The 23,019-nt window shown below is 53.3% G+C and carries 23 protein-coding genes; 5 read left to right on the forward strand and 18 right to left on the reverse strand.

Annotated features, from left to right (window positions below; all coding sequences use genetic code 11):
* Positions 1-217 precede the first annotated feature (217 nt).
* On the forward strand, positions 218-430 hold the full coding sequence (locus KNP82_RS07760) for a hypothetical protein (protein ID WP_029594656.1): 213 nt from the start codon (positions 218-220) through the stop codon (positions 428-430).
* A 114-nt stretch (positions 431-544) separates the two neighbouring features.
* Positions 545-1,213: a helix-turn-helix transcriptional regulator gene (locus tag KNP82_RS15680; RefSeq protein WP_125317989.1), complete on the forward strand. Its 669-nt coding sequence runs from the start codon at positions 545-547 to the stop codon at positions 1,211-1,213.
* 14 nt (positions 1,214-1,227) lie between these two features.
* Here the strand turns inward: KNP82_RS15680 and KNP82_RS07770 are convergent, their stop codons facing one another.
* The 5 genes from KNP82_RS07770 to KNP82_RS07790 form a co-directional block, all read right to left on the reverse strand.
* Positions 1,228-1,776: a GNAT family N-acetyltransferase gene (locus KNP82_RS07770; RefSeq protein WP_029594654.1), complete on the reverse strand. Its 549-nt coding sequence runs from the start codon at positions 1,774-1,776 to the stop codon at positions 1,228-1,230.
* A gap of 43 nt (positions 1,777-1,819) precedes the next feature.
* The gene (locus KNP82_RS07775) at positions 1,820-2,650 is read right to left on the reverse strand and encodes a TVP38/TMEM64 family protein (RefSeq protein ID WP_029594653.1); all 831 of its coding nucleotides are present in this window, start codon (positions 2,648-2,650) and stop codon (positions 1,820-1,822) included.
* A 133-nt stretch (positions 2,651-2,783) separates the two neighbouring features.
* Positions 2,784-4,379, reverse strand: a complete 1,596-nt coding sequence (locus tag KNP82_RS07780; RefSeq protein WP_021066089.1) for a CTP synthase — start codon at positions 4,377-4,379, stop codon at positions 2,784-2,786.
* A 235-nt stretch (positions 4,380-4,614) separates the two neighbouring features.
* Positions 4,615-5,094 (reverse strand): DNA-directed RNA polymerase subunit delta, encoded by a 480-nt coding sequence (gene rpoE / locus KNP82_RS07785; protein ID WP_029594652.1) that lies wholly within the window; start codon positions 5,092-5,094, stop codon positions 4,615-4,617.
* 80 nt (positions 5,095-5,174) lie between these two features.
* Positions 5,175-6,494: a hypothetical protein gene (locus tag KNP82_RS07790; RefSeq protein ID WP_214827565.1), complete on the reverse strand. Its 1,320-nt coding sequence runs from the start codon at positions 6,492-6,494 to the stop codon at positions 5,175-5,177.
* Between the two features lie 171 nt (positions 6,495-6,665).
* Between KNP82_RS07790 and KNP82_RS07795 the strand changes: the two genes are divergently transcribed.
* A complete protein-coding gene (locus tag KNP82_RS07795; protein ID WP_029594650.1) occupies positions 6,666-7,964 on the forward strand; it encodes a methyl-accepting chemotaxis protein in 1,299 nt (432 codons plus the stop codon).
* Between the two features lie 38 nt (positions 7,965-8,002).
* On the opposite strand, the gene KNP82_RS07800 is transcribed toward KNP82_RS07795, so the two are convergent.
* From KNP82_RS07800 to KNP82_RS07830, 7 genes are all read right to left on the reverse strand, one after another.
* Positions 8,003-10,132 (reverse strand): (Fe-S)-binding protein, encoded by a 2,130-nt coding sequence (locus tag KNP82_RS07800; RefSeq protein ID WP_021066085.1) that lies wholly within the window; start codon positions 10,130-10,132, stop codon positions 8,003-8,005.
* Between the two features lie 90 nt (positions 10,133-10,222).
* Positions 10,223-10,939 (reverse strand): hypothetical protein, encoded by a 717-nt coding sequence (locus KNP82_RS07805; protein ID WP_029594649.1) that lies wholly within the window; start codon positions 10,937-10,939, stop codon positions 10,223-10,225.
* A gap of 6 nt (positions 10,940-10,945) precedes the next feature.
* Positions 10,946-11,461 carry a GNAT family N-acetyltransferase gene (locus tag KNP82_RS07810; protein ID WP_029594648.1) on the reverse strand — a complete coding sequence of 172 codons (516 nt, stop codon included), beginning with the start codon at positions 11,459-11,461 and terminating at the stop codon, positions 10,946-10,948.
* Positions 11,462-11,594: 133 nt separating this feature from the next.
* Positions 11,595-12,023: a hypothetical protein gene (locus tag KNP82_RS07815; protein WP_021066082.1), complete on the reverse strand. Its 429-nt coding sequence runs from the start codon at positions 12,021-12,023 to the stop codon at positions 11,595-11,597.
* On the reverse strand, positions 12,020-12,439 hold the full coding sequence (locus KNP82_RS07820; RefSeq protein WP_021066081.1) for a YwiB family protein: 420 nt from the start codon (positions 12,437-12,439) through the stop codon (positions 12,020-12,022). Before KNP82_RS07820 ends, KNP82_RS07815 begins: the two co-directional genes overlap by 4 nt.
* Before the next feature lie 187 nt (positions 12,440-12,626).
* Positions 12,627-13,286 carry a Type 1 glutamine amidotransferase-like domain-containing protein gene (locus tag KNP82_RS07825; RefSeq protein ID WP_029594647.1) on the reverse strand — a complete coding sequence of 220 codons (660 nt, stop codon included), beginning with the start codon at positions 13,284-13,286 and terminating at the stop codon, positions 12,627-12,629.
* A 94-nt stretch (positions 13,287-13,380) separates the two neighbouring features.
* On the reverse strand, positions 13,381-15,090 hold the full coding sequence (locus KNP82_RS07830) for a glycoside hydrolase family 13 protein (RefSeq protein ID WP_021066079.1): 1,710 nt from the start codon (positions 15,088-15,090) through the stop codon (positions 13,381-13,383).
* A gap of 213 nt (positions 15,091-15,303) precedes the next feature.
* Here KNP82_RS07830 and KNP82_RS07835 point away from each other — a divergent pair, with 213 nt between their 5' ends.
* Both KNP82_RS07835 and KNP82_RS07840 read left to right on the forward strand, forming a co-directional pair.
* Positions 15,304-15,768: a GNAT family N-acetyltransferase gene (locus KNP82_RS07835; protein ID WP_029594645.1), complete on the forward strand. Its 465-nt coding sequence runs from the start codon at positions 15,304-15,306 to the stop codon at positions 15,766-15,768.
* A 47-nt stretch (positions 15,769-15,815) separates the two neighbouring features.
* Positions 15,816-16,580 carry a MerR family transcriptional regulator gene (locus KNP82_RS07840; protein ID WP_029594644.1) on the forward strand — a complete coding sequence of 255 codons (765 nt, stop codon included), beginning with the start codon at positions 15,816-15,818 and terminating at the stop codon, positions 16,578-16,580.
* A 26-nt stretch (positions 16,581-16,606) separates the two neighbouring features.
* Here the strand turns inward: KNP82_RS07840 and KNP82_RS07845 are convergent, their stop codons facing one another.
* The 6 genes from KNP82_RS07845 to KNP82_RS07870 are packed head-to-tail and all read right to left on the reverse strand — an operon-like array spanning position 16,607 to position 22,844.
* Positions 16,607-17,260: a hypothetical protein gene (locus KNP82_RS07845; RefSeq protein ID WP_029594643.1), complete on the reverse strand. Its 654-nt coding sequence runs from the start codon at positions 17,258-17,260 to the stop codon at positions 16,607-16,609.
* A 35-nt stretch (positions 17,261-17,295) separates the two neighbouring features.
* Entirely contained in the window at positions 17,296-18,297 is a 1,002-nt protein-coding gene (locus KNP82_RS07850) for a polysaccharide deacetylase family protein (RefSeq protein ID WP_035385634.1), read from the reverse strand.
* A gap of 19 nt (positions 18,298-18,316) precedes the next feature.
* Complete coding sequence (locus tag KNP82_RS07855; protein WP_021066075.1) at positions 18,317-18,901, reverse strand: hypothetical protein; 585 nt, start codon at positions 18,899-18,901, stop codon at positions 18,317-18,319.
* 12 nt (positions 18,902-18,913) lie between these two features.
* Positions 18,914-20,056, reverse strand: coding sequence for a DegT/DnrJ/EryC1/StrS family aminotransferase (locus KNP82_RS07860; RefSeq protein WP_029594641.1), 1,143 nt, complete (start codon positions 20,054-20,056; stop codon positions 18,914-18,916).
* Entirely contained in the window at positions 20,053-20,895 is an 843-nt protein-coding gene (locus tag KNP82_RS07865; protein WP_214827567.1) for an NAD-dependent epimerase/dehydratase family protein, read from the reverse strand. Before KNP82_RS07865 ends, KNP82_RS07860 begins: the two co-directional genes overlap by 4 nt.
* A gap of 29 nt (positions 20,896-20,924) precedes the next feature.
* Positions 20,925-22,844, reverse strand: coding sequence for a polysaccharide biosynthesis protein (locus KNP82_RS07870; RefSeq protein ID WP_029594639.1), 1,920 nt, complete (start codon positions 22,842-22,844; stop codon positions 20,925-20,927).
* Positions 22,845-23,019: the final 175 nt, after the last annotated feature.

Raw genomic sequence — 23,019 nt, forward strand, 5'->3', positions numbered from 1 at the left:
TTCATCGAGTAGTGTGAGAAATGGGATATGCTACGGACACAATTTCGTCACATTTTTCATCTTTTTCACCTCTTCTTTCGTGTTGACCTAACTTTCCAACCTTTCACCCCCTTCGTAAGCTAAGGACAGGAACCGTTTCCTCGATGAAACTGCGGGCCAAGCCTCGCTTGCACCGCGCCTGTCTGTTTGACCGTCTTTTGAAAGGGGCATATGATGTATGACGAAAAAGCCAATTGATCTCGATGCGTACAACAAACAACTCAATCAGCATCAACAGCGTACGAAAGAAGTCGCTGAAACGTATCGACAAAAAAGTAAGGAACTCGAACACCACCTCGAATCATCCGCACGTTCCCGTGAAGAAGCACTCGCTCGCGAAATCGCCGAATTAAAGCAAGTGACTAAACGGAACGTTCCACGAAATAAATAAACGGTTCCCGATCGTACGACGAAAGAAGTGACTCATCCGGTGGAAAACAAAATCAAACGCCAATTTCTGAATCATCTGCATCGTGACAAAAATTTGTTCGATGATTTTCAGCATGTGGATAACTTTTATACGCTCGATCAACAAATTGTGAGTGCGCTCCGCAGCGCCCATCCGATTCGGGCCGAACAGCTGCTCGAGACGCTGACGCTCGACCTATTGAAACTTCCGGTCTCCGATGAGTACATGAGTGTCCGTTTTTACTACCGCGGCCTCGTCTATCACGTCATCCGTCTGATTCCAGTCGATAACCCAAACGTCCAGACCGCGCTCAATTATACGAGCGCTCTTCTCATCTTAATCGATGAACTGACGACGACACTCGACTTTATCTATGCCATTCCCGTCATCGTCGACCATTTGACGAAGATGATGGCGTTTCTATCCCCTCCCGTGTCGACGAACCCGAACGTCACGACGACCATCCATTTGATTGAAGAGCATTTGAAAGAGCCGGAATTATCGCTCCCGTGGATCGCCCAACAAATCGGGTTATCAAACAATTATTTGTCGGCCCTGTTCAAACAGGAAGTCGGCGAGAGTGTACCCGAACGAATCCGGCGCCGCCGCATCGATGCGTCCATCGCCGATTTGCTCGGAACGAATTTGCCGATTTGTACCATCGGTGAGAAATATCGCTTCGCCTCGTGCACGGCCTATATCAACACGTTCAAGACGTACAAACAAATGACCCCACTCCAATACCGCCAATTGTTCCACACGTGAAAAGCGCTAAGCCTCTACCGAGACTTAGCGCTTTCTGTCATCCATTCTTCTCGCAACAAACCCATGCGAATCGAGTCGTAACGCACGTCGTCGACGACGCGCACCTGACGAATCCGACCTTCGAGTCGCATGCCGATTTTCTCGGCCACTTTCATCATCCGCTCATTGCCCGACCACGTCGTCAATCCGACCCGGACCGTCGGCAACGTCTGAAACAGATGGCCGACCCACAGCTTGAGCGCCCGCGTACCGATGCCCCGATTCCAGCGATCGGCTTGATGGAGGATGATGCCGACCTCGAGCCAGTTCTGTCCGGCGTCTTCATAATAGAAGGAAACCGTCCCGTAGACGGTCCCATCGACCTCGATGACCCACATGTCGTCACGGCCGACGTGTTCGTCCGCATTCTGACAGTACACCTCGTACGTCTGCGCCCGATGTTCGAAATACGGCGCGTCCCACTTCTTATATTCTGGTGCCTCGTTCTTATACATCAATTCCCATAACCGATCCAAGTCCCGTGCCTCAATCGGTCGAATCACTAACGCTTCATCACGAATCATACCCTCGTCCTCTCTATCTGTGCTGCTATACTCTTTCAAGGGATCAGTTCGAATTCCCTTTTTTCCGCTTTCGCCAGACGAGCGCCAAGATGACGAGCAACAGACTTGCCGTCACCGAGACGACGGCGAACGGACTCGCGCCGGTAATAAACAGTTCGCCGAGCGAGACCGAATAGGCGAGGCCGAACGACGTGACGAGCTTCGCGCCGATGGCAATCAAAACGAATCGCGGGAATGGCACCCGGCTGAACCCGGCCGCGAGACAGATGACCTCATCGGGCAAAATCGGGATGATGAACAAGACGAGCAACACACCGAGCCCGTACTTGTCCACGTATCGGTCATACGTCGCGAGCTTGTCGGCGTCGATAAGCCGCATCACCCGCTCCCGTCCGAACCGAGCGAGCCCGTACATGACGAGGATGCCGAGCGTCGTCGCGACGCTCCCGATTAAGGCCGCCCGGAGCGGCCCAAGGGCGACACTGCCAATCGGGACACTGACCGCCTCTGGGACCGGGAGCGCGATCGGTTGCAGGAAGCTGAAGGCGGCGAACACCCACATCGCCTGGTCGCCATACTGTTCGAGCAACCGCTCGAGCCCGTACGAGTCGTACAAGACGAGTCCGAACGAGACGTAGTATACGAAGACGAACAACAAGAATAACGTGAACGTGACTTTTAGCATTTGTTTCAAGTACGTATTCGAGCCCTCGCGAATCGACCGCAATAGACCAATCGACAGTGCGAGCAATACAATCCCGGTCCACCCGAGTTGATACGGCAATAATAGCGTCGGCAAGACGACGAACGGCAACAGGCTGAGCGTGACGAGCGCTCCCCCGTATCCTGCATAAATCATAGTTCGTTCTCGCATGTCGCATCGCCCTCTCCCTGTTCTACTATTAGTGTACCCGGATTTCGGGCAACATGTATCCACCTGAAGCTGTTGCGCACATCAGCCTTTTGCCCGAGAAAAAAGGCCACAGTCATAGACTGTGACCTGACACTCACTCGCCGAGTGAAGCTTGGATGAAATCGTGGAACAAGCGTTGTGGACGCTCCGGACGCGAAATGAGTTCTGGATGGAACTGTGACGCGACGAACCACTTGTGCTCTGGAATCTCGATGATTTCGACGAGACGGCCGTCCGGGCTCGTTCCTGAGAACTTGAACCCTTCCGCTTCGAACGCCTCACGGTACTCGTTGTTGAACTCGTAACGGTGACGATGGCGCTCATAGACGAGCTCTTGGTTGTAGGCGGCGTGCGCTTTCGTGCCTGGCTCGAGCTTACATGGATAGAGGCCGAGACGGAGCGTGCCGCCGAGGTCCTCGATATCTTTTTGTTCTGGAAGCAAATCAATAATCGGATAGTTCGTCGTCGGATCGATTTCGGCCGAGTGGGCACCGTCGAGCTTCAAGACGTTACGGGCGAACTCGACCGTCGCGAGCTGCATGCCGAGGCAAATCCCGAAGAATGGGACGTTGTTCTCACGCGCATAACGCGTCGCTTCGATTTTCCCTTCAATGCCGCGTTCTCCAAATCCGCCTGGGACGAGAATCCCGTCTGCGTCTCCGAGAAGCGTCTCGACGTTCTCTGCCGTCACCTCTTCAGCGTTGACCCAATCGATATCGATGTCGGCGTTGAAGGCGTAACCGGCGTGCTTGAGTGATTCCGCGACCGAGATGTACGCGTCACGAAGTTCGACGTATTTTCCGACGAGAGCGATTTTGACTTTCTTCTCGAGGTGCGTGACCGTGTGTACGAGCTCTTTCCAAGCCGTCATGTCAGCGGCCGGCGTGTTGAAGCCGAAGTAATCGTTGACGAGTTGGTCCATTCCTTGCTTTTGAAGGTTGAGCGGCACTTCGTAAAGCGTCGACGCATCTTGTGCCTCGATGACCGCTTCTTTACGTGTATCACAGAACAAGGCAATTTTTTCACGCATCTCTTCTGGGATATCGTGCTCGGTACGGAGGACGATGATATCCGGCTGAATCCCGTAACTGCGGAGTTCTTTGACGCTATGTTGGGTCGGTTTCGTCTTCATCTCACCAGCAGCGCGGAGATAAGGGACGAGCGTACAGTGAACGTACATGACGTTCTCTTTGCCGATATCGTTTTTCACTTGACGAATGGCCTCGATGAACGGAAGCGACTCGATGTCCCCGACTGTTCCACCAATCTCTGTGATGACGACATCCGCGTTCGTCTCGCGACCGGCGCGGAAGACGCGGTCTTTAATCTCGTTCGTGATGTGTGGAATGACTTGGACCGTTCCCCCGTTATAATCGCCACGACGCTCTTTTTTCAAGACCGTCGAGTAGATGCGACCTGACGTCACGTTGGCGTTTTGCGACAAGTTGATGTCGATGAAGCGCTCGTAGTGACCGAGGTCAAGGTCCGTCTCAGCGCCGTCATCTGTGACGAACACCTCTCCGTGCTGGTACGGGCTCATCGTTCCTGGGTCGATATTGATATACGGGTCAAACTTCTGAATCGTCACGTTCAAACCTCGGTTTTTGAGTAGACGTGCGAGTGAAGCGGCTGTGATCCCTTTACCGAGTGAAGATACTACCCCACCTGTTACGAAAATATACTTTGTCATCATCATTCTCCTCTCTTAAATGCCACAACGGGAAACGAAAAAACAAAAAAAGCAAAAGTGCCCCCACTGAAATGGAGGACACTTTTGCTGCATCGTTACGTGCTAAACTAGCCCATGACTAATTTACGTCAGAGACGATGCAGTCGTCAAGTCATTATTTTTTCTTTTTTTCAACTGTCAAAAAAGAAAAAGAGACACGCCTAGCCGGGACAAATGCCCGGCTTTTTGCGGTCTCTTATAAATCATCCTCGTCTTTAAGGTCGAGGTCGTCGTCCAAGTCTTCGTCCTCGAACTCGTCAAGGCCTTCCACTTTTTCGGCTTCATCCTCGGCATCGAACTCAGATGCGTCAAAATCTTCACCTTTTGCAAAGACGTCAAGGTCGTCTTCAATGTCGACGATGCCTTCATCCGTCTCATCGATCTCTTCTTCGAACTCATCGAGCTCACCGCGCTGGCGTGCTTCGATGACGAGATCTTCGTCTGACTTATCGAACGGATACCAAACACGAAGCGCCCAACGGTTAGCTCCCAAGTTGACGAATAGTCCGTCGATGTTCATGTCCGTGTAGAGTTGCGCGATTTTCTCGAGCTCCTCCTCTTCACTTGCGAACGTATAGTTTTGTCTGATCAGCTCACGAATCTCATCAAATGACACTGGTTGCTCGCCAGTCTTTTGAAGAATTTCGTAAACGAAATCGATCAACGATTTATTCATTAAAGGACACTCCTTTTCCGTCACTAGTTAAACATCACTCCTCATTATAAACAAAACCGATATGAAAAAGCTAGAGGAAATTATTTTGAAGTTTCAACGGTTTTTTGGATGCTTAACCAATAGAGCGTCATCAATCCGACGTTGAAGATCCACGTCAAACCGAGCACCCCGAGCATCCAACCGCGCGGGACTTTGAAGGACAACTCTGCATTGACGGACTGGCCAGTATATAGGCCGTAGCCGAGCAATCCAACCATGAGCGCGGAATACGCGACGACCATCCCGAACCGTTTCCATAGTTGCAAGAGCAGCGAGGCGAACTCTTTATTGTCCCCATACGATGCATATAGATAGACATGACCCGCACTCGCATACATCGTCTGGACGTACCCACTCACAAACAGGACCGGGATGAACACGAGCGGCTCCAAGAATCCGAGGAAGAATAGCAGCGACGTGACGAGCAGGACGTAGTAAGGATGACGCGCCACGTCGAACACACGGTTCAATAATATCCAGCCGATGACGCCCGCCAAGAACGGCATGAACACGTAGAATAAGAGCACTTGAAACGAATATAGGGCCAGACTGATGAATACGGCGCCAATCAACGTCCAGCCGCCGAACAACCCGACGACGAACGCGAGCAGTTGAACTTGGCGCGTCCGGGTGGCACTGACGTACGTTCTCGTCCGCTCCTGGAACAATACCCACCCGACGTAGCCGAGCAAAATAATCATCAATAAAAAGATTTCCACATACCCGCTCGCCCCTTCCAACAGGCTGAGGAGACGGCTCACCAACGTGAACACGGTGACGGTGATGAAGGCAAGCACGAACTTCCCTGTCGCCCATGCACACGTCGCCGTTTTCTCGAGCGGCAACTTTCTCACGAACAGCCAAGGCAGGATCAGACTGACGAGGAAGAGGATGACAGCCTCGTCATATGATCGAGTCAGCACATAAGAGAAAATGACGATCCAGGCAACGAGTGCGAGTACGAGCGGGAGCGAACTCCCTTTCTGATCCGCCGACTCGTCTGTGGTGGACAGTTCCTTCAGCTGTGACAAAATCGTCGTCATAATCGACCCGACACCGATCGATCCGACACCGACAAGAAAAGCGCTCAATTCGATCGCCCAGCCAAACGGCAGCAAAAAGCAGATGAGTCCGGTCACCAAGACGGTCAGCGCCAGTAAGAATGTCTGTTTCGAGCCAAGGCGACCAATGATGTACACCCATAGAAGCAGTCCCGACATACTCGCCACGTAAAAAATCATGAACGGGATTAATCGTCCGACGCCGTCTTCGACCGCCATGATGGACAAAAATAAAATTTGAGGCAAGATTTGACTGCTGAGGGCACTGACAATCGTCAATAACACGACCGTGTTTTTCATTAAAGATACCTCATTTCTAGAAAATGATTGAATCGCTCTCCTTTCCTTCTTTCCCGCCCCCTTCCATTCGAGAACCTCTCGAATCACACATCAGCTCCTCAGTTTTTTCACATGTTTGCCGATATAGAATAGAACGCTATTTTAGCTGTACGAGAAAAAGGAGAATGAAACATGGCACTGTTCCGTAAATCAAAACCTACCGCTTACACCGCGTCGATCGGCTTCCCTGATGTGGCGAAGACCGCACGACCGACCGATCCAAATTTGAACGGGCGTACCCATTATATGGGTTATACGGCGTCGCAAGTGAAGCGACTCCAAGACATGGCCCCGCTCGTCGAGTCCGTGTTAGACGATGTCCTCGAAAACGTCCTTGACCACTTGATGTTGCAGCCTGAGATGGTCCAAATCGCCAACGCCTCGTCGACACGTGAGCGGCTTAAAAAAGTGTTCGCTGACTATTTCCGGAGCTTGTTGACCGGAAACATCGATGAAAAGTTCCTTGCGATGCGTAAACGGATGGGCCAGACGCATCACCACTATGCTGTACCGGTCGTCTGGTTCCTCGCGACCTATTCTGCCTTCAACACGTTGCTCGTCCCAAAAATCGTCGAGACGTACCAACACGACCCGGCCACATTGACCGAATCGCTCCTCGCATTGTCCCATGCGATGAACTTGGACGCCCAAATCGTCACTGAGCAGTACGTCGATGCGCGTCTCGATGAGATTGAATCGGCAAACGTCGCCCGAGCGACGCTATTGAACGATGTCAGCCGCGTTAGCACGGAAGTCGCGACGACGATGGAGCAGACCGGTCACGCCATGTCCGAGACGAGCAAGCGAGCCCATCAAGTGTTGTCCGAGACCGAGCAGACGGAGAAGATGAGCCGTCACTTGATGAGCTTGACGCATACGAACGGCGAGCAAATCGAACAGATGGAATCCGAGTTCAAACAGTCGGCGACGTACGTCGACGCCTCGCTCGATCGCATCACCGCGCTCAAGGACGGCTCGCAAGAAATCGTCAGCATGACTCGGAGCATCGAACAGATTGCCAACCAGACGAACTTGCTCGCCTTGAACGCATCAATCGAAGCGGCCCGAGCCGGTGAGCACGGCAAAGGCTTCGCCGTCGTCGCGACCGAAGTGCGGACGCTCGCCGAGAATGCGAAACAGCTGAGCAGTCAAATCAACGTCCTCATCCATGAGAATGAAGCGAACATCGCCGCCCTGCTCGATCAAATGGGACAGATGCATCGAACGAACGACGAGGCAATGCGTCAACTCGGTGCCGTCAAAGCTGGCTTCTCGACCGTCAAAGACGAGATGGGCAATTACGTCATGTCGTTCGAACGAAACAAGCAAGACCTCGGCCAAATGGTCGAGACGATTTCGGCCATCAATGAGACGACGCAAGGACTATCACACCTGACGTCTTCCTTATTGGCCACTTCCGAGATGCACTAACGACAAACAAGGCACGGTCCGCGGACCGTGCCTTGTTTTTATTGGACAATCGGTTCTGGTACTTCGATTGGAGCGAGGGAGCGATCAAGCAATTCGACGACGTCGAACGTACCGACCGTCTCATCGACTTCTTTCGCTTTCGTCCCGTCCGAGAGCATCGTCAAACAGTACGGACATGCCGACCCGATGACCGTCGGTTTCGTCTCGAGCAACTGCTCGGTCCGGGCCACGTTAACGCGCGTCCCGACTTTCTCTTCTTGCCACATGAGACCGCCACCGGCGCCGCAGCACATGCCGTTCTCACGGTTCCGCTCCGCCTCGACGAGTTCGACACCTGGGATGCGTTCCAAGACGAAACGTGGGGCGTCGTAAATACCGTTATAGCGTCCGAGATAACATGAGTCGTGATAGACGACACGCTCGTTCACGGAGAAGTCCGGTTTGACCCGGCCCGTATCGAGCAGCTCGGCGAGGAGCTCGGTATGGTGATACACTTTCACACCCGTGAGTCCAAAGTCCGGATACTCGTTTTTGAACGTGTTATACGCGTGTGGGTCGACCGTGACGATTTTCGTGACCCCATACTTCTCGAACAGTTTAATGTTCGCTTCGGCGAGCTCTTGGAACAACAGCTCGTTTCCGATACGGCGTGGCGTATCCCCTGAGTTCTTCTCTTCATTCCCGAGGATGGCGAACGAGACGCCGGCCTTGTTCAAGACGCTCGCAAAGCTTTGGGCGACTTTTTGGCTACGGCTGTCGTATGAGCCCATCGCTCCGACCCAGAAGAGGAATTCAAACTCTTCGCCGGCCTTTTTCTTCTCTTTCGCCGTCGGGATGACGAGTTCTTCCCGGTCTTTGCGCCAATTCTCACGCTCTTTCCGGTTCATCCCCCACGGGTTGCCTTGACGTTCGATATTGGCGACCGTACGCTGCGCTTCTGGATCCATCTTGCCTTCCATCATGACGAGGTAACGGCGCAAATCGATAATCTTGTCGACGTGCTCGTTCATGACCGGACATTGGTCCTCACAGTTGCGGCACGTCGTACATGCCCAAATCTCTTCTTCAGTGATGACGTTGCCGATCAACTCATCGGCGACGAGCATATGTCCGTCTTGGGCCGCGGCGGCAATCTCGGCCCCTTGCGTGTTTTGGAACAAGAGCGCCGGTGCCCACGGTGACTTCCGGGTGACGGCGGCCCCTTTCATGTTCATATGGTCGCGCAGCTTGACGATGAGGTCCATCGGCGACAGCATCTTACCGGTCCCGGTCGCCGGGCAGACGTTCGTACAGCGTCCGCACTCGACACAGGCATACAAATCGACGAGTTGTTTTTGGTTGAAGTCTTCGATTTTATTGACCCCGAAGACGACTTCTTCGTCCGACTCCTCGGCTTCTTCCATCGCCGAGAAATCGACCGGAGCGAGACGACCGACCTGGTGCGTCCGTCCGAGCCAGACGTTGAGCGTCCCGGCGATCAAGTGGGCGTGCTTGCCTTGCGGGATATAAATCATGAAGCTGAGCAAGAACAAGAGATGAAGCCACCAGAAGACGACGAACAAGGCGAAGGCGACCCCTCCCGGTACCCAAGCAAACGCCGAACCGATGAGCGTCGCGACCGGTTCACCCCACATCGGAAGTTCTTCCTTATAGACGAGGTAGAACCCGTTCCCGAACAAGACCGATACCATCAGCCCACCGATGAAGATGAGGGCGAGGCCGGCCAAGAAGTTTCGTTTCAAGCGCACGAGCTTCTCGATGTAACGGCGGTAGAATCCCCAAACGACCGCGACAAGAATCATGAGCATGACGATTTCTTGCATGAACGTGAAAATTGGATAGAGCGGACCGAGCGGGATGTGCGGGAAACGTGTCCCGACAGCAAGCCCTTTCCAGATGAAGTCGATGGCCCCGAACTGGACGAGGATGAACCCATAGAACATCATGACGTGAATGATGCCGCTCTTCTTGTCTTTTAACAATTTCTTTTGGCCGAACACATTGATCATGACCTGTTCGAGCCGTTCCTTATTCGTTTGGCTCCACTCTGCCTGCTTCCCGAGCTTGATGAACGTATAGCGCTGATAGACCAGCGAGGCGAACAAATACAGTCCATAGCCGAGGACGAGCAAGAATAGAATCCAGTTGACGATTAAAAATGTAGACATCCCCAAAACTCCCCCTTATGAAAACGGATTCAATCTTGAATTCAGTATATCAAACAATGAATGAACAGTCATTCATTTTTATCGAAGGGGTCAAAAATTGAGCACATGCTTCAAGAATAAGAGGATGCCGCCATACCCGACTACCGCGAGGACGAACGTCCGGAAGTGGAGGTTGCGGTCGGCTGGAAGTTCGAACTTGACGATATTCAGAATCATCGCCCCGGCGACAAACGCGAACAAGATGGCCTCGACGTGCGAGGCGAGATCGATGAAACGGGAAAAGAAACCGCCGATGAGGATGCCGCCGCTCAACAAATAACGTCCTTGCCGAAGGTAGCGTTCCCCGTAATGGCGATACAAGTCGTGACCGACAGCGAGGAAGTGGACGCCGAGCGCCGTTGCGTAGAAGCTGCGGGCGACGAACGTGACGGATGATGCCGTAACGACGTAAGCCGAGAACGACATATATGCCGTCAACAGCGTCACTTGGAGCCAATACGACACGTTCTGATCAATCGTCTCGTCTTTGAAGTGTGGCGTTCGAACGACACGCATCGTCCCATAAAAGACGGTGAAGCCGAGCAAGCTGATGACGTAAATCTCCGACGGCAAGGCCAGGTCGAGCCATTCGACCCGGAGCGTGTCTTGCCGCTTATTCAAAGACGGCAAGAGATACATGAAAAAGTACGTGATGGCGATCCCGCTCGAAAACGAGAACCATTTTTGAGACGGTACCCGGTCTCGTGGAAACAGATAGATTCCCCAAAAATTGATCAGTGCTAAATAGACCACGATCCAATTCGCCATCTCACGTCATCCTTTCAGTTCAATCCAAAACCGCTCGACGATTTTCCCGCCTTCCGCTGTGAACGGTGTGTCCGGTATTCCTCCGTTATTCAAGATGACTTGGCGTGACGCCACGTTCGTCCGGTCACACGTAATCAACGCCCGCTCAATCCCGAGTTCTTTCGCTTTCTCGAGCGCGAGCTCGAGCTGTTTCGTTGCCAGACCGCGTCCACGTGCGCTCGGCTTGATGCCGTAACCGATGTGGCCCCCAAAGTTGAGGAGGTTGTCATTCAATTCGTGGCGGATATTCGCTGCCCCAAGCAACTCGTCCCCGTCCGTCAGCCAATACGTCGTGCTCGGCACCCAACTGACGTTGTTCACCCGTATCTCTTTATCACGAATCTGTTTGACGTACGACGCAAAGTCAGACGCGTCGCGGTCGACCGCGTTCGGGACGATCGTCTCTTCCCGCTCCCGCCACTCCTTTAAAAATTCGAGTACTTGCGCTTGTTGCGCCATCGTTGTTTTGACGAGCTGTAGCATCTGACGTCCCCCTAATTGATTGGTCTCTCTTCATCATAACGAAGCCGATTCACGTTGAAAACAGACGTTCCTGTGACGAGATGTCGCCTTTTTCATAGAATCATCTAGCAAAAAACCCGCAATCGATTGCGGGTCAGTCTTCTAATCCTAGTCGTTTTGGCATCTGTGGGGCGAGCGTACGGGCCTCGTCTAAACGGCCAGCCTCGACGAGCGTGTGGAACCGTAAAAATTCCTCATGTGTCGCGTCACCGATGGCCGCCAAATAATCGATATAGCGTTCGTACACCGACTTGTCTTCCGGCCGCGCCTCGATCAACGCGACGTAAAGCCGGACCGTATCTTCTCCATAAAGAAGCGGGAACTCATCGTTCAACTGGAGCAACTTGTCGACCGAGTCCATATCAACACCGGTCTCGTTGTCATAGTGCCCAACGACCTGCTCAGCATGGTCCTCGAGGCGGCCACGCCACTCTTCATACTCGTCCTCGTTCGTCTCGAGCATCTCGAACCAATCCTCGTTCAACATCTCTTCAATCTTTTTCACGCGTTCTGCAAAATTCATGCGAACTCTCCTCCTTCAAACGTCCATGTGACGTCGACGTCATAATTTCCCGCCACGTCTTCGTTCATCGATAACTCGTAGACGAAGCGGCAACGGCCGTCCGCGACATCGAGTCGCTCTGTCGTCGTCGCCATCGTCATCGACATATATGGGTTTTTATATAGGCTTTGCGTCAAACGTCCTTCGATAAAGGAATGATTCATCTCGATCGGTCCTTTACAGATGAGCGCGAGCCGGCCTGTCGTATATTTGATTGTCGTCGGAACGACACCGTCTTCCCGTTCTTGATCGAACGTCAAGATGAAGCCGGTCTTCAATTCATAATAGAGCCCCTCGGCTTGCAGCTCGATCGGTTCCGCGATCTCACTGATCGTCGTCTTTTGGCGCACACGTACGCGTTTCGGTTCAATTGCCATGGTGATTCCCCTTTCCGCTGTCCCATCGTACCATATCTCGCGAACGGTCCGGAATCGGTAACTTTTTCTTTCCCGGTTCGCACGCGCTTCACACGTCGGGCCCGATCAATTTTATATTATGTGCGTGCAAGAAGTCCGCTTCAAGCAAAAAGACCGCGGATGTGATCATCCGCGGCCGTTCGTTCCGTTAAAACTTCAGCCAATTCCCTTCCGAAATCACGTCTCCATGCCCGTCGACGACTCGAATCGCCGTCTCGTCATCGATGGCGTAGCTCGGCCCAGCCAACATGCCTGCCCATTCGGTCGCATGCTCGGACGTGTTCTCCGGCAACATCTCATGATCGAGGTGAGGGAAAATCGAGAAATCGACATACCCTAGTGTCTTATCGCCCTGCTCGCCCGGTGCCTGCCAACCGACAAACGCCTCCCCGATGCGCGGGGTCATGACCATGCTGCCGGCACTCAAACCGACATAGACGCCATTCCAATCCGGTAACAGCTGCGCGACACCGGACTGCTGCATCCAATAATGCAAGAACAGGGGATCGCCTCCGTTGACCAACAACACATCCGCCTCGTCGAATGCCGGTCTCCACACCGTTTCATCAAGGCTTGGGAGGGCACTCAATTCGAGGACCCCGACCGACTTCCACCCTAACTCACACATCGGCGTCGAGAAATCACCGTTGAAAAAGTTCCACGCGTGATTCGTCCCACCCGGCAACGCGTAAATCGCGGTCGGGATGCATAGGGCGGTACACTCCTCAATCGGTTTCCCTAACAACTCGAGTAACGCTTGTTTAATCCGGTCATTTTTAATCCCGGCCGATGTCAGTAACAGTCTCATTCCAACCCCTCCTCGTCTTGTCTATATATGAATTCGTGCTCTCTCGTCATTTCCCTGTACACAAAAAAAAGACAGGGAATGTCCCTGTCTTCGATTAACTCATTTTATAGACGCGCCCCTCGAACGGCTTCAAGTGGACGAGTGTCGTATCATCATGCGGCTCGAGCGGCATGTTTTGCAAGACGACGTCTTCCGAGCGAAGCGTGAGCTCCGTCGCAAAGATGGCTTCTTTGCCCGTCAAGTTCGTCATGACGAGGTATTGCGAGTCACCGAGCGTGCGCGTGTACGCGTAAATCTCCGGGTGCTCCGGCAAGACGATGTCATACGTCCCGTAAACGAACGTCTCGTCTTGCTTTCGAAGACGAATCATCTCTTTATAGAAGTTGAGAATCGAGTCGTCGTCTTCGAGCTGGGCGTCGACGTTGATGTCCGTGTAGTTCGGGTTGATGCCGAACCAAGGCGTCTCGGCGAACGTGAAGCCCGCGTTCGGGGCATCGCTCCACTGCATCGGTGTGCGCGTGTTATCACGTGACGAGTTCCACGTGATGTCCATCATCTCCTCATGGCTCTTGCCATGTTCGAGACCGATGTAATAGCGGTTGCGTGTCGCGATATCGTCGTACTGGTCGATCGAGTCGAACTTCACGTTCGTCATGCCGATCTCTTGGCCTTGATAGATGAACGGCGTCCCTTGCATGAGAAAATACATCATCGCAATCGATTTCGCACTCTCTTTCCAATAGCGCTCGTCATCACCCCATGACGACACGGTCCGTGTCTGATCGTGGTTCTCGACATAGAGGGCGTTCCAGCCGTCTTCTTCGAGACCTTTTTGCCATTTCGTCAGGACGTTCTTCAAGTGGACGACGTCGAGCTTCGACTCGGCGTCTTCACGCCAGAGACCCATGTGTTCGAATTGGAACACCATGTTCATCTTGCCTTCCTTCTCGCCGACCCAAAGGTGGGCGTCGTCAGGCGACACGCCGTTCGCTTCCCCGACCGTCATGATGTCGTGCTTGTTGAACGTCTCGTCGCGAAGCTCTTCCAAATAACCGTGAATCCCATCGACGTTCATGTGCATCTCGAACGATGGCACGAAGTCGAGGCCTTCTGGGTTCGGCAAATCGCCGAACGATGGATGTTTGCGGATGTGGCTGATTGCATCGACACGGAAGCCGTCGATGCCTTTGTCGAGCCACCAGTTGATCATGTTATAGATTGTCTGGCGCATCTCGGCGTTCTCCCAGTTCAGGTCCGGTTGTTTCTTCGAGAAGACGTGCAAGAAGTATTGCTCCGTCGTCTCATCGAACTCCCAGGCCGACCCGCCAAAGATTGACTCCCAGTTGTTCGGTTTCGAGCCGTCGGGTTTGCCGTCACGCCAAATGTACCAGTCACGCTTCGGATTGTCTTTCGAGCTCTTCGATTCGATGAACCATGGGTGCTCGTCCGACGTATGGTTGACGACGAGGTCGAGCAACAACTTCATGCCGCGTGCATGGACTTCCGTCAACAGTCGATCGAAGTCTTCCATCGATCCGAACTCGTCCATGATGTCCTGATAGTCGCTAATGTCATAGCCGTTGTCATCATTCGGCGACTTATACATCGGACAAATCCAGATGACGTCGACGCCGAGGTCTTTCAAATAGTCGAGCTTATCGATGATGCCTTGGATGTCGCCGATTCCATCGCCGTTCGCATCGTAGAAGCTGCGCGGGTAGATTTGATAAGCGACGGCTTCTTTCCACCAGTTTCGTTTCAGTGTTTTCGTTTGTGTGTGTTGGTCACGTTGTAAAAGTTGCATGTCTCAATGATACTCCCTTATCCCTAAACTCACTGCGCATCCTATATACTAATATCAGTGCTGTTCTCTCTATATCGCATTAGCGCAATCGTTTGCACGATGCACTACGTTTATCTTAACAAAAATTCGAAATCAATACAAAGAGTGTTTCAACAGCTTACTCACCGTGTACCCTACACGAATTTGAAATGAAATGAAAGTGAGGCGACTTATATGATTCGTTTGGCCACACAGGCCGATCTTTCGGCAATCGATCAACTAATTTTACAGAAAGCCCAAGCTTTTCAGGCAGCCGGAAAAACGCAATGGGTGAAATATTTGGAACCGAGCCGGACCGATTTTGTGACTCATGACGTCACGAACGGGACCGTGTATGTATATGAAACAAATGGAACCATCACCGGGTCGGTCAGTTTGATTCCGCCGACGGCTTGGGATGAGAATTTATGGGACGATTCCCGGGGGGCCGTCTATTTACATCGGCTCGTCGTCGACGACCGAATGAAAGGCCAACAAATCGGCGAACAGCTGATGCGTCATGCACTCGCAGCAACGTCGGACCGGATTCGCCTCGACTGCGTCGCCACGAACTCTTTTTTGAACGCCTATTATCCCCGCTTCGGCTTCCGGTACATCGGCGAACGGGATGGTTTTTCTTTGTTTGAAAAAGAGGCTTGACCTTGACGCGACGTCAACGTGTACGCTGAATCCAAGGAGGTGAGGACATGTATACGATTCAACAGCTCGCCACGCTCGCTGGCACGACCACACGGACGCTACGGCACTATGATGCGGTCGGTCTGCTTGTTGCCGAGCGTGACGCCAACGGGTATCGCCGTTACTCGTCACATGACGCCGAGCGTTTACAGTCGATTCTGCTATATCGCTCGCTCGACTTTCCACTCGAGACGATTCAGGCGTTGCTCGAAGCCGAACCGTTCGATCGGACCCGTGCCCTCGAGGAGCAGGTGACCGCCCTGCGCGCGAAGGCCGCCTATTTCGCGACACTCGCCGAGACGGCGGAATCGACGCTCACCTCACTGAGAGGAGGAATTTCAATGGAAGACAAATCGTTGTTCAACGGCCTGTCGTTTGACGAACTGAAAGCCCATGAAGCGAAACACGAACCCGAGGTCGTGGAGCGTTGGGGCGAGAGCGAGGCGTACAAGACGTCACGTACGCGCGCCGACAAGCGCTCGAAAGAAGACTGGGAAGCTCTCAGTCAACAGCAAGTCGATCTCGTCAAACCGCTCGTCGACTTGTTCACGGCCGGTGTCCCGGTCGAAGACCCACGTGTCCAAGCGGCCGTCCAGGCGAACCACATGTTCATCAACGACCAGTTCTATGACTGCTCGCTCGACATGTTCAGCGGACTCGGACAGATGTACGTCATGGACGAGCGTTTCACCGCGTTTTATGACAGGTACGCCCCAGGACTTGCCGTCTACTATAATGACGCCATCCAACACTATTGCATCACCCAAAGCTAAACGGCCAAAGCATCGCGCTTTGGCCGTTATTTCGCCGTTCGGCGGTCATAGACATCTTCCTTTAACAGCAACTCGATTTGCCGTCTCAGGAGCGGGAGCGCTGTCGTGAGCTGTAAATACGGGTACGTGGCAAAGTTATCCGTCCCACCGATATAGAGCACGGCCCGGTCGACCACAGACCAGCCCCGCTCGGTCCACTGTTCGATTCGTGCCTCACAGACGTCCGGTTTGGCCCGAAACGCCCAGTATGCCTCAATCTGCCCTTCGGCGATCGTCGGTTTGACCGTCAGCACCGGACAATCGAATCGAGCGAGGACACTCGGGTCAATCGGTCCCGTCTCATGGGTGACGATCAGTTGTGGGTCGAGACGATCGAGCCACATCGTCGTCTTCGCATCGTTTAACGAAGTGACTCGCAGGATGTGATGGAACGGAATCGGCTCGTCGTTCAACGGATAGCGACCTTTCAATTCTCGAATCCGGGCCCGGCTGGATACGCGCATGAGAGGCGCCATCGACCGGACATAAGCGTGTGTCAGCCAATGGTTGAGCGATTCGGGTCGATGCTCGCTCGGACCATCTTCTCGAATCACATGGGTCACCCCTAGATTGCGAATCGCCTGATAGACGTAGGCGGATGTGCGATGTTCCCCGACAAGTAACACGATTGGTCGGCCCATGGCGTTTCCCTCCTTCCATTTTCCTAAAACAACGCTCATCCGTGACGCTCCTGCGTCGAGACGACGACCGGGCGGCACCGGTCAGCCACTTCTTCCATCGATAAACTTTCGAATTGGTATGTCTGGTGGAGCTTCTCATAATGAGCGACGATTTCGCTCAACATCGCCATATTTTCCGATAAGTGCTTCCCGAAGTTATGCGGGTGCCACCAGAGATGGAACACTTGTCCGGTCTTGGCCGCATGCGTCATGCTGCGCTTGATACGACGCAATTTGAGACGGTCGAGGAAGCGGAGCGCCGACACGTACGGACGGAGGAAGCGGCTCGAAGGCACGTTATACGGAGACGACTGTCGAATGGATTCCCATGAGACGGTGTGATGCCCGGTCAAGTTCACGTAGGCGTCCAACAGTCGAAGGGCCCGTCGGCCTAACCCCTCATCCCCTCTCGCATCGGCCCGATAAATGTAATGGGTCTCATTGCCCCGATAGACATCGATTCCGACTTCTTGAGCTGCCTTGAAATGCGCCGGACTCGATTGATTACGTGGATAGACGATACTTTGAATCGGGACATCCCGCCGCGCCGCCACACGCTTCGCCGCCTCAAGGTCGGCCTTGAACGCCTCGATGGTCACACCTTCCTCGAGACAAGAGAGATGACAATACGTATGAGTTCCAATCGTTTGGCCAGGGGTAGCGATGATTTGATCGACGAGTGACTTACCGAAGTGATACGGATCGGTCGCCTCGTCCGCCCCGACGTGCTGCATCCAGTTGTACGAAGAATATTCGGGATGACGGTACGCCGGCTGAATCGTCGGCAAGTCTTTCAACAGTTCCGCTTTCGTCTCATAGAACAGGAAGCCGACGGTCGCCCACGTCACATGAATCTGATGCGCGGCGAACAAGTCGAGCAGGCTTGGAACGACTTGCCGTACCCCGAGTAGATTCTCGCCATACGCCTCGATCGTCGTGCCGTCAAACGTGCCCCAGTTCAATTCGAAATCTAACGAGATGACAAATGCTCCGTTCATCGCGATTCCTCCTCCATGTTCACTTCTTTCCATCACACGACTCACGAAGCTCCAACTCGGCGAGTGCCCGTTTCCAAGAGCCATACCGCCGCGATATTTTGGCAACACTCGGTCGTTTATGTTGTTTGGCCCATTTCTGATACGTGACGGCGTTGAATGGGACCACGACCCGGCTTGCTTCGAGTAACGATTGGACGATTTCTGCTTTTTCACGTTCTGGTTGGACGGTAAAATGGAGTTCTTCTAAACGCTCAACCGTTTTCACGGCCAGACTCCAAGACCCGAAGTGGGAAATAATATCACCTAGGGAAGGGGCAACTTGACCTTTGGCCCACTGTTGATAGTGGGTGCTCGTCAATCTCCCTTCCTGTTCAAGTGCGAGCCGAAGCGCAGCGATGAGTTCTTGTTGGGTATACTGTTTGCGGGATTCGACGAGCCCGGCCGCTTTTAACGCGCCGGTCCATGACCCATAAAAATTGAGAACGTCGAGGAACGTCGGGACGTCTCGGTCTCGGCTCCAGAGCTGATATTGTTTGACAGTGAGGGTCGGAGTCAGAGATGCAGCGGCTCGAAGCGACTGGATAATCTCTGCTTCCCGGTTCATCGTTCGTCCTCCTCAGACACTTTGTTCGGTCACGATTGTACGTGTATCGAGTACCGTCTGGATGACTTGCTGTTGTTCTCCGAGCGTCAAATCAGATCCCGACGGAAGACAGATGCCGTTTTCGAAGAGTCGGCGACTGACGTCTTCTCCGTCGACCGACACGTATTCCGCATCGCGGTAAACGGGCTGTAAGTGCATCGGCTTCCAGACGGGACGCGATTCAATCCCGGCCGTGGCGAGCCGCTGCATCAATGTGTCACGATGCAAGTCGGTTTGGTCCAATTGCATGGCCGTGAGCCAACGGTTGGCCCGTGAATATGGGACCTCTTGTTGATATGTCGTCCCAAGTTGCCGGAACATGCGCTCGTAGCGGGCGAAGACGCGACGTCTCGCTTGGACGCGCTGTTCAATCACTTCGAGCTGTCCCCGACCAATGCCGGCCGAGACATTGCTCAATCGATAGTTGTAACCGACTTGTTCATGCTCATAATGCGGCGCGTCTTCCCGGGCTTGCGTGGCCAACTTGAGCGCTAACTGTTTCGTTTCCGCATTCGGCACCATGAGCATGCCGCCGCCTGAGGTCGTGATGATTTTGTTGCCGTTGAACGAATAGAAGCCGATGTCGCCGATCGTGCCCGTCATCTGCCCGTGCCATGTCGAACCTAGTGATTCGGCCGCATCTTCAATCAACGGGACACCATACTCGCGGCAAATGTGGCGAATCTCACCTATTTTCGCGACGACGCCATAGAGATGCACGACGATGACTGCTTTCGGAAGTTTCCCTTTCGTCGCCGCTTGGACGAACGCTTTCCGGAGCGCGTCCGGCGACATGTTCCACGTCGTCGTTTCCGAATCGATAAAGACCGGGATCGCCCCGACATAACGGATCGGGTTGACCGATGCCACGAACGTGAGCGATTGACAGAAGACTGTGTCATTTGTCCCGACGCCGAGAGTAAGTAGCGCTAAATGGAGGGCGGCCGTGCCCGAACTTGTCGCCAAGGCGTGAGGATGGTCCGCATATGCAGCCACTTCCGCTTCAAACGCATTGACGTTCGGGCCGAGCGGCGCAATCCAATTGCTTGCGAACGCCTCTTCGATATAAGCCATCTCACGTCCGGACATATGCGGCTTTGATAATAAGATGTTCATTTGATGCCCTCCTTCATCATGTTTTTATACGAGATATACCAGTCGACGACTTGCTCGAGCCCTTCAAATAGCGATGTACTCGGGCTGAAACCGACTAAGGTATCGAGCGTCGGAATGTTCGACTGCCGGAGCACGGATGTGCGCATCGGCAACGACGTCTTGGCTGATTTGTTGAGGATGTGCCCGATATCGGACAGTAACGTTTGAACGGTCACGTAGTCCGAGGCTGGAATTTGAAAGTAGCCGACGGGCGACAGTCCCGTTTGAACCAAACGCAATAGCCGAACGACCGACTCGACGACGTCATCGATATAGGAGACGTTGATGATGTCCGTCGCATAATAACCGGAAAGACGGACGCCGCGGTCGACCGCGACAATCGCTTTGGACACGAGTGTCGAGGCGTCATCCCAAGGTCCGAAGACGTCTTCCGTGAATAAGTGGATGGCAGGATCTTCTTCGCTCACTTCCTTTACCGGGAGGTCGAACGTGATGAACGACTCGAGCGGGACTCGTGTCGTATGCAGCCCGATATACCGCTTCATCAACTCATATCGTTCGAGCGGGTCGTCGACGGTACGGGTCGAACATAAGATGATGTGGCGTGGTTCATGTCGCTTCAAGATGTTGCGCATGACCGTCTTGTTCGCGAGTGTCGTACGAATCAACTGAAACTGCGGGTGCGTCAGGACGTAGAGACGTTGTTTGGCAATTCTCGTCTTGTGCCGCCCTTCATCGTCGATTCCGACGACGTCAAACCCTTCCTGTAACAGTCGACGTGCCAGATGGAATCCTTGAAAGCTGGCGACGCCGACGATGAGCACTGTTTGATCGACCATCGTTCTCCCCTCCTCGCTCGTAGTGGCGTTCAGTTCCCATCGGCGAGACGTGATGCGGCGATATGAGGACGCATCCGTTTCACCCCGTGTGTGAACAGCCGTTCGACGTCTCGATCGAGGTCGTCGCTGTTGGCGATGAACAGCAACAGATACATCAACGCGTCACGGTCATCACGGAACGTTTCAATCAAATGCAAGACGGAGGAGACGGTCTTGAACGGCCGGGTCCGACCGACAAAGATTTTTGGGAAGACGTTCGCTTCCGAACCGAGCTCACTTTCGTCCAGCAGTTCTTCGTATAACTTCTCACCAGGACGAATCCCGGTGACCTCGATTCCAATCTGGTCGGTCGTGAAACCGCTCAACTCGATCATTTTCTTCGCCAAATCGATGATTTTGACCGGAGCACCCATATCGAGCACGAACACTTCACCACCTCGCGATAAGACGCTCGCTTGAATGACGAGACGACTCGCTTCCGGGATGGTCATGAAGTAACGGGTCATCTCGGGATCGGTGACGGTGATCGGACCTCCGCGTAGAATTTGTTCTTTAAACAGCGGGACGACCGAGCCACGGCTGCCGAGGACGTTACCGAAGCGGACGACCGCAAAAATCGTATCACTGGAACGAGCTTTCTCTTGGACGACCATTTCGGCGATTCGTTTCGTCGAACCCATCACGTTCGTCGGATTGACCGCCTTGTCCGTCGAGATCATGATGAAGCGATTCACTTTGTGACGGGCCGCGACGTCGACCATATGTTTCGTCCCGTAAATGTTGTTTTTAACGGCTTCGAGCGGATTGTCTTCCATGAGCGGAACGTGTTTGTGGGCGGCGGCGTGATAGACGATGTCCGGTTTATACATCCGGAACACTTCTTCAAGCCGGGCCTCATCCTGCACATCACCGATGACGGGATAAAGCACCGTGTCCGTCCCGAGTTCGCGCAGCTCTCGTTCAATCAAGTAAATACTGTTCTCGCCGTGACCGAGGAGAATCATTTCAGCCGGGGCAAATTTGATGAGCTGACGGCACAGTTCCGAACCGATTGATCCGCCGGCACCCGTGACGAGTACCGTCGCTCCTTCCACATGACTAGAAATTCCAGATATGTCCAACTGGACCGGTTCTCGGCCTAGCAAGTCTTCGATTTTCACTTCGCGGATTTCACTGATGGAGACCTTCCCGGTCGCGAGCTCCGAGATCATCGGTAACGCATGGGACTCAGCACCCGTCTTCTCAATCCGTTTGAGCAAGGCAAGGCGTCGCGCATAGGACAGGCTTGGGATGGCCAAAATCACGACTTCAATCCCGTGCTCTTGGATGATGCGCTCTAAATCGTCCGTCACCCCGAGCACTGGAACACCGTGCACGTAAAGCGACTGTAGGTGCGGGTTGTCATCGAGTAGACCGACAACGCAGAGGACGGTCGTCCGATGTTCTTTCAACTCACGGACGATCAACTGGCCCGAATCACCGGCACCGATGATGAGTGCTTTTCGTCCTGGGTGATTGGAGTGCGGTTTGAACACATCGAATACGTGGTTGCGGGCCAAGAATCGCGTGAACAAAATCAAGTTGAAGGCGAGCAACCCTTGGACGGCGATGATCATGCCGAGCCCTGCCCCGAAGTGAAATTGGTTGTAGGCGTACAACACCAAGTCACTGCTCAGTAAGGCGATGGCGACTTGTTTCATCTCATGGACCGAGGCGTAACGCCAGTCGATACGATGGATTTTTAACACCGTCCCGACGAGACTGAAGCTGATGATTTTGATACCGACCATCATCAACATTTCGCTCGATTCGAGCGCTGCGTACGACGTAATCGTCGAGAACAGCAATTCAAACGTCGCATAGAGCACAAATGAGACGATCAAGATGTCGAGACATAAGAACAGCAAATTCCGTTGATTCTTCCGATACACGTTCACAAGTGTTGCCATGGTAGTTCGCACCTCCAAGAGTCTGAGTTGTTCGTTCGTGGTGTGGGTTGGAATGCGCAAAAGATGCGTCGATGCTAGTAAACTACCCGACTCTTCTCGACAAATTTAAAGATAAAACAAGCTTTTTCTCATGAACGACACGGATGGCAACAAAGGAGTTCACGAAATTATTATC

The organism is Exiguobacterium sp. s26 (assembly GCF_018618235.1).
In the GTDB taxonomy this organism is placed as follows: Bacteria; Bacillota; Bacilli; order Exiguobacteriales; family Exiguobacteriaceae; genus Exiguobacterium; species Exiguobacterium chiriqhucha.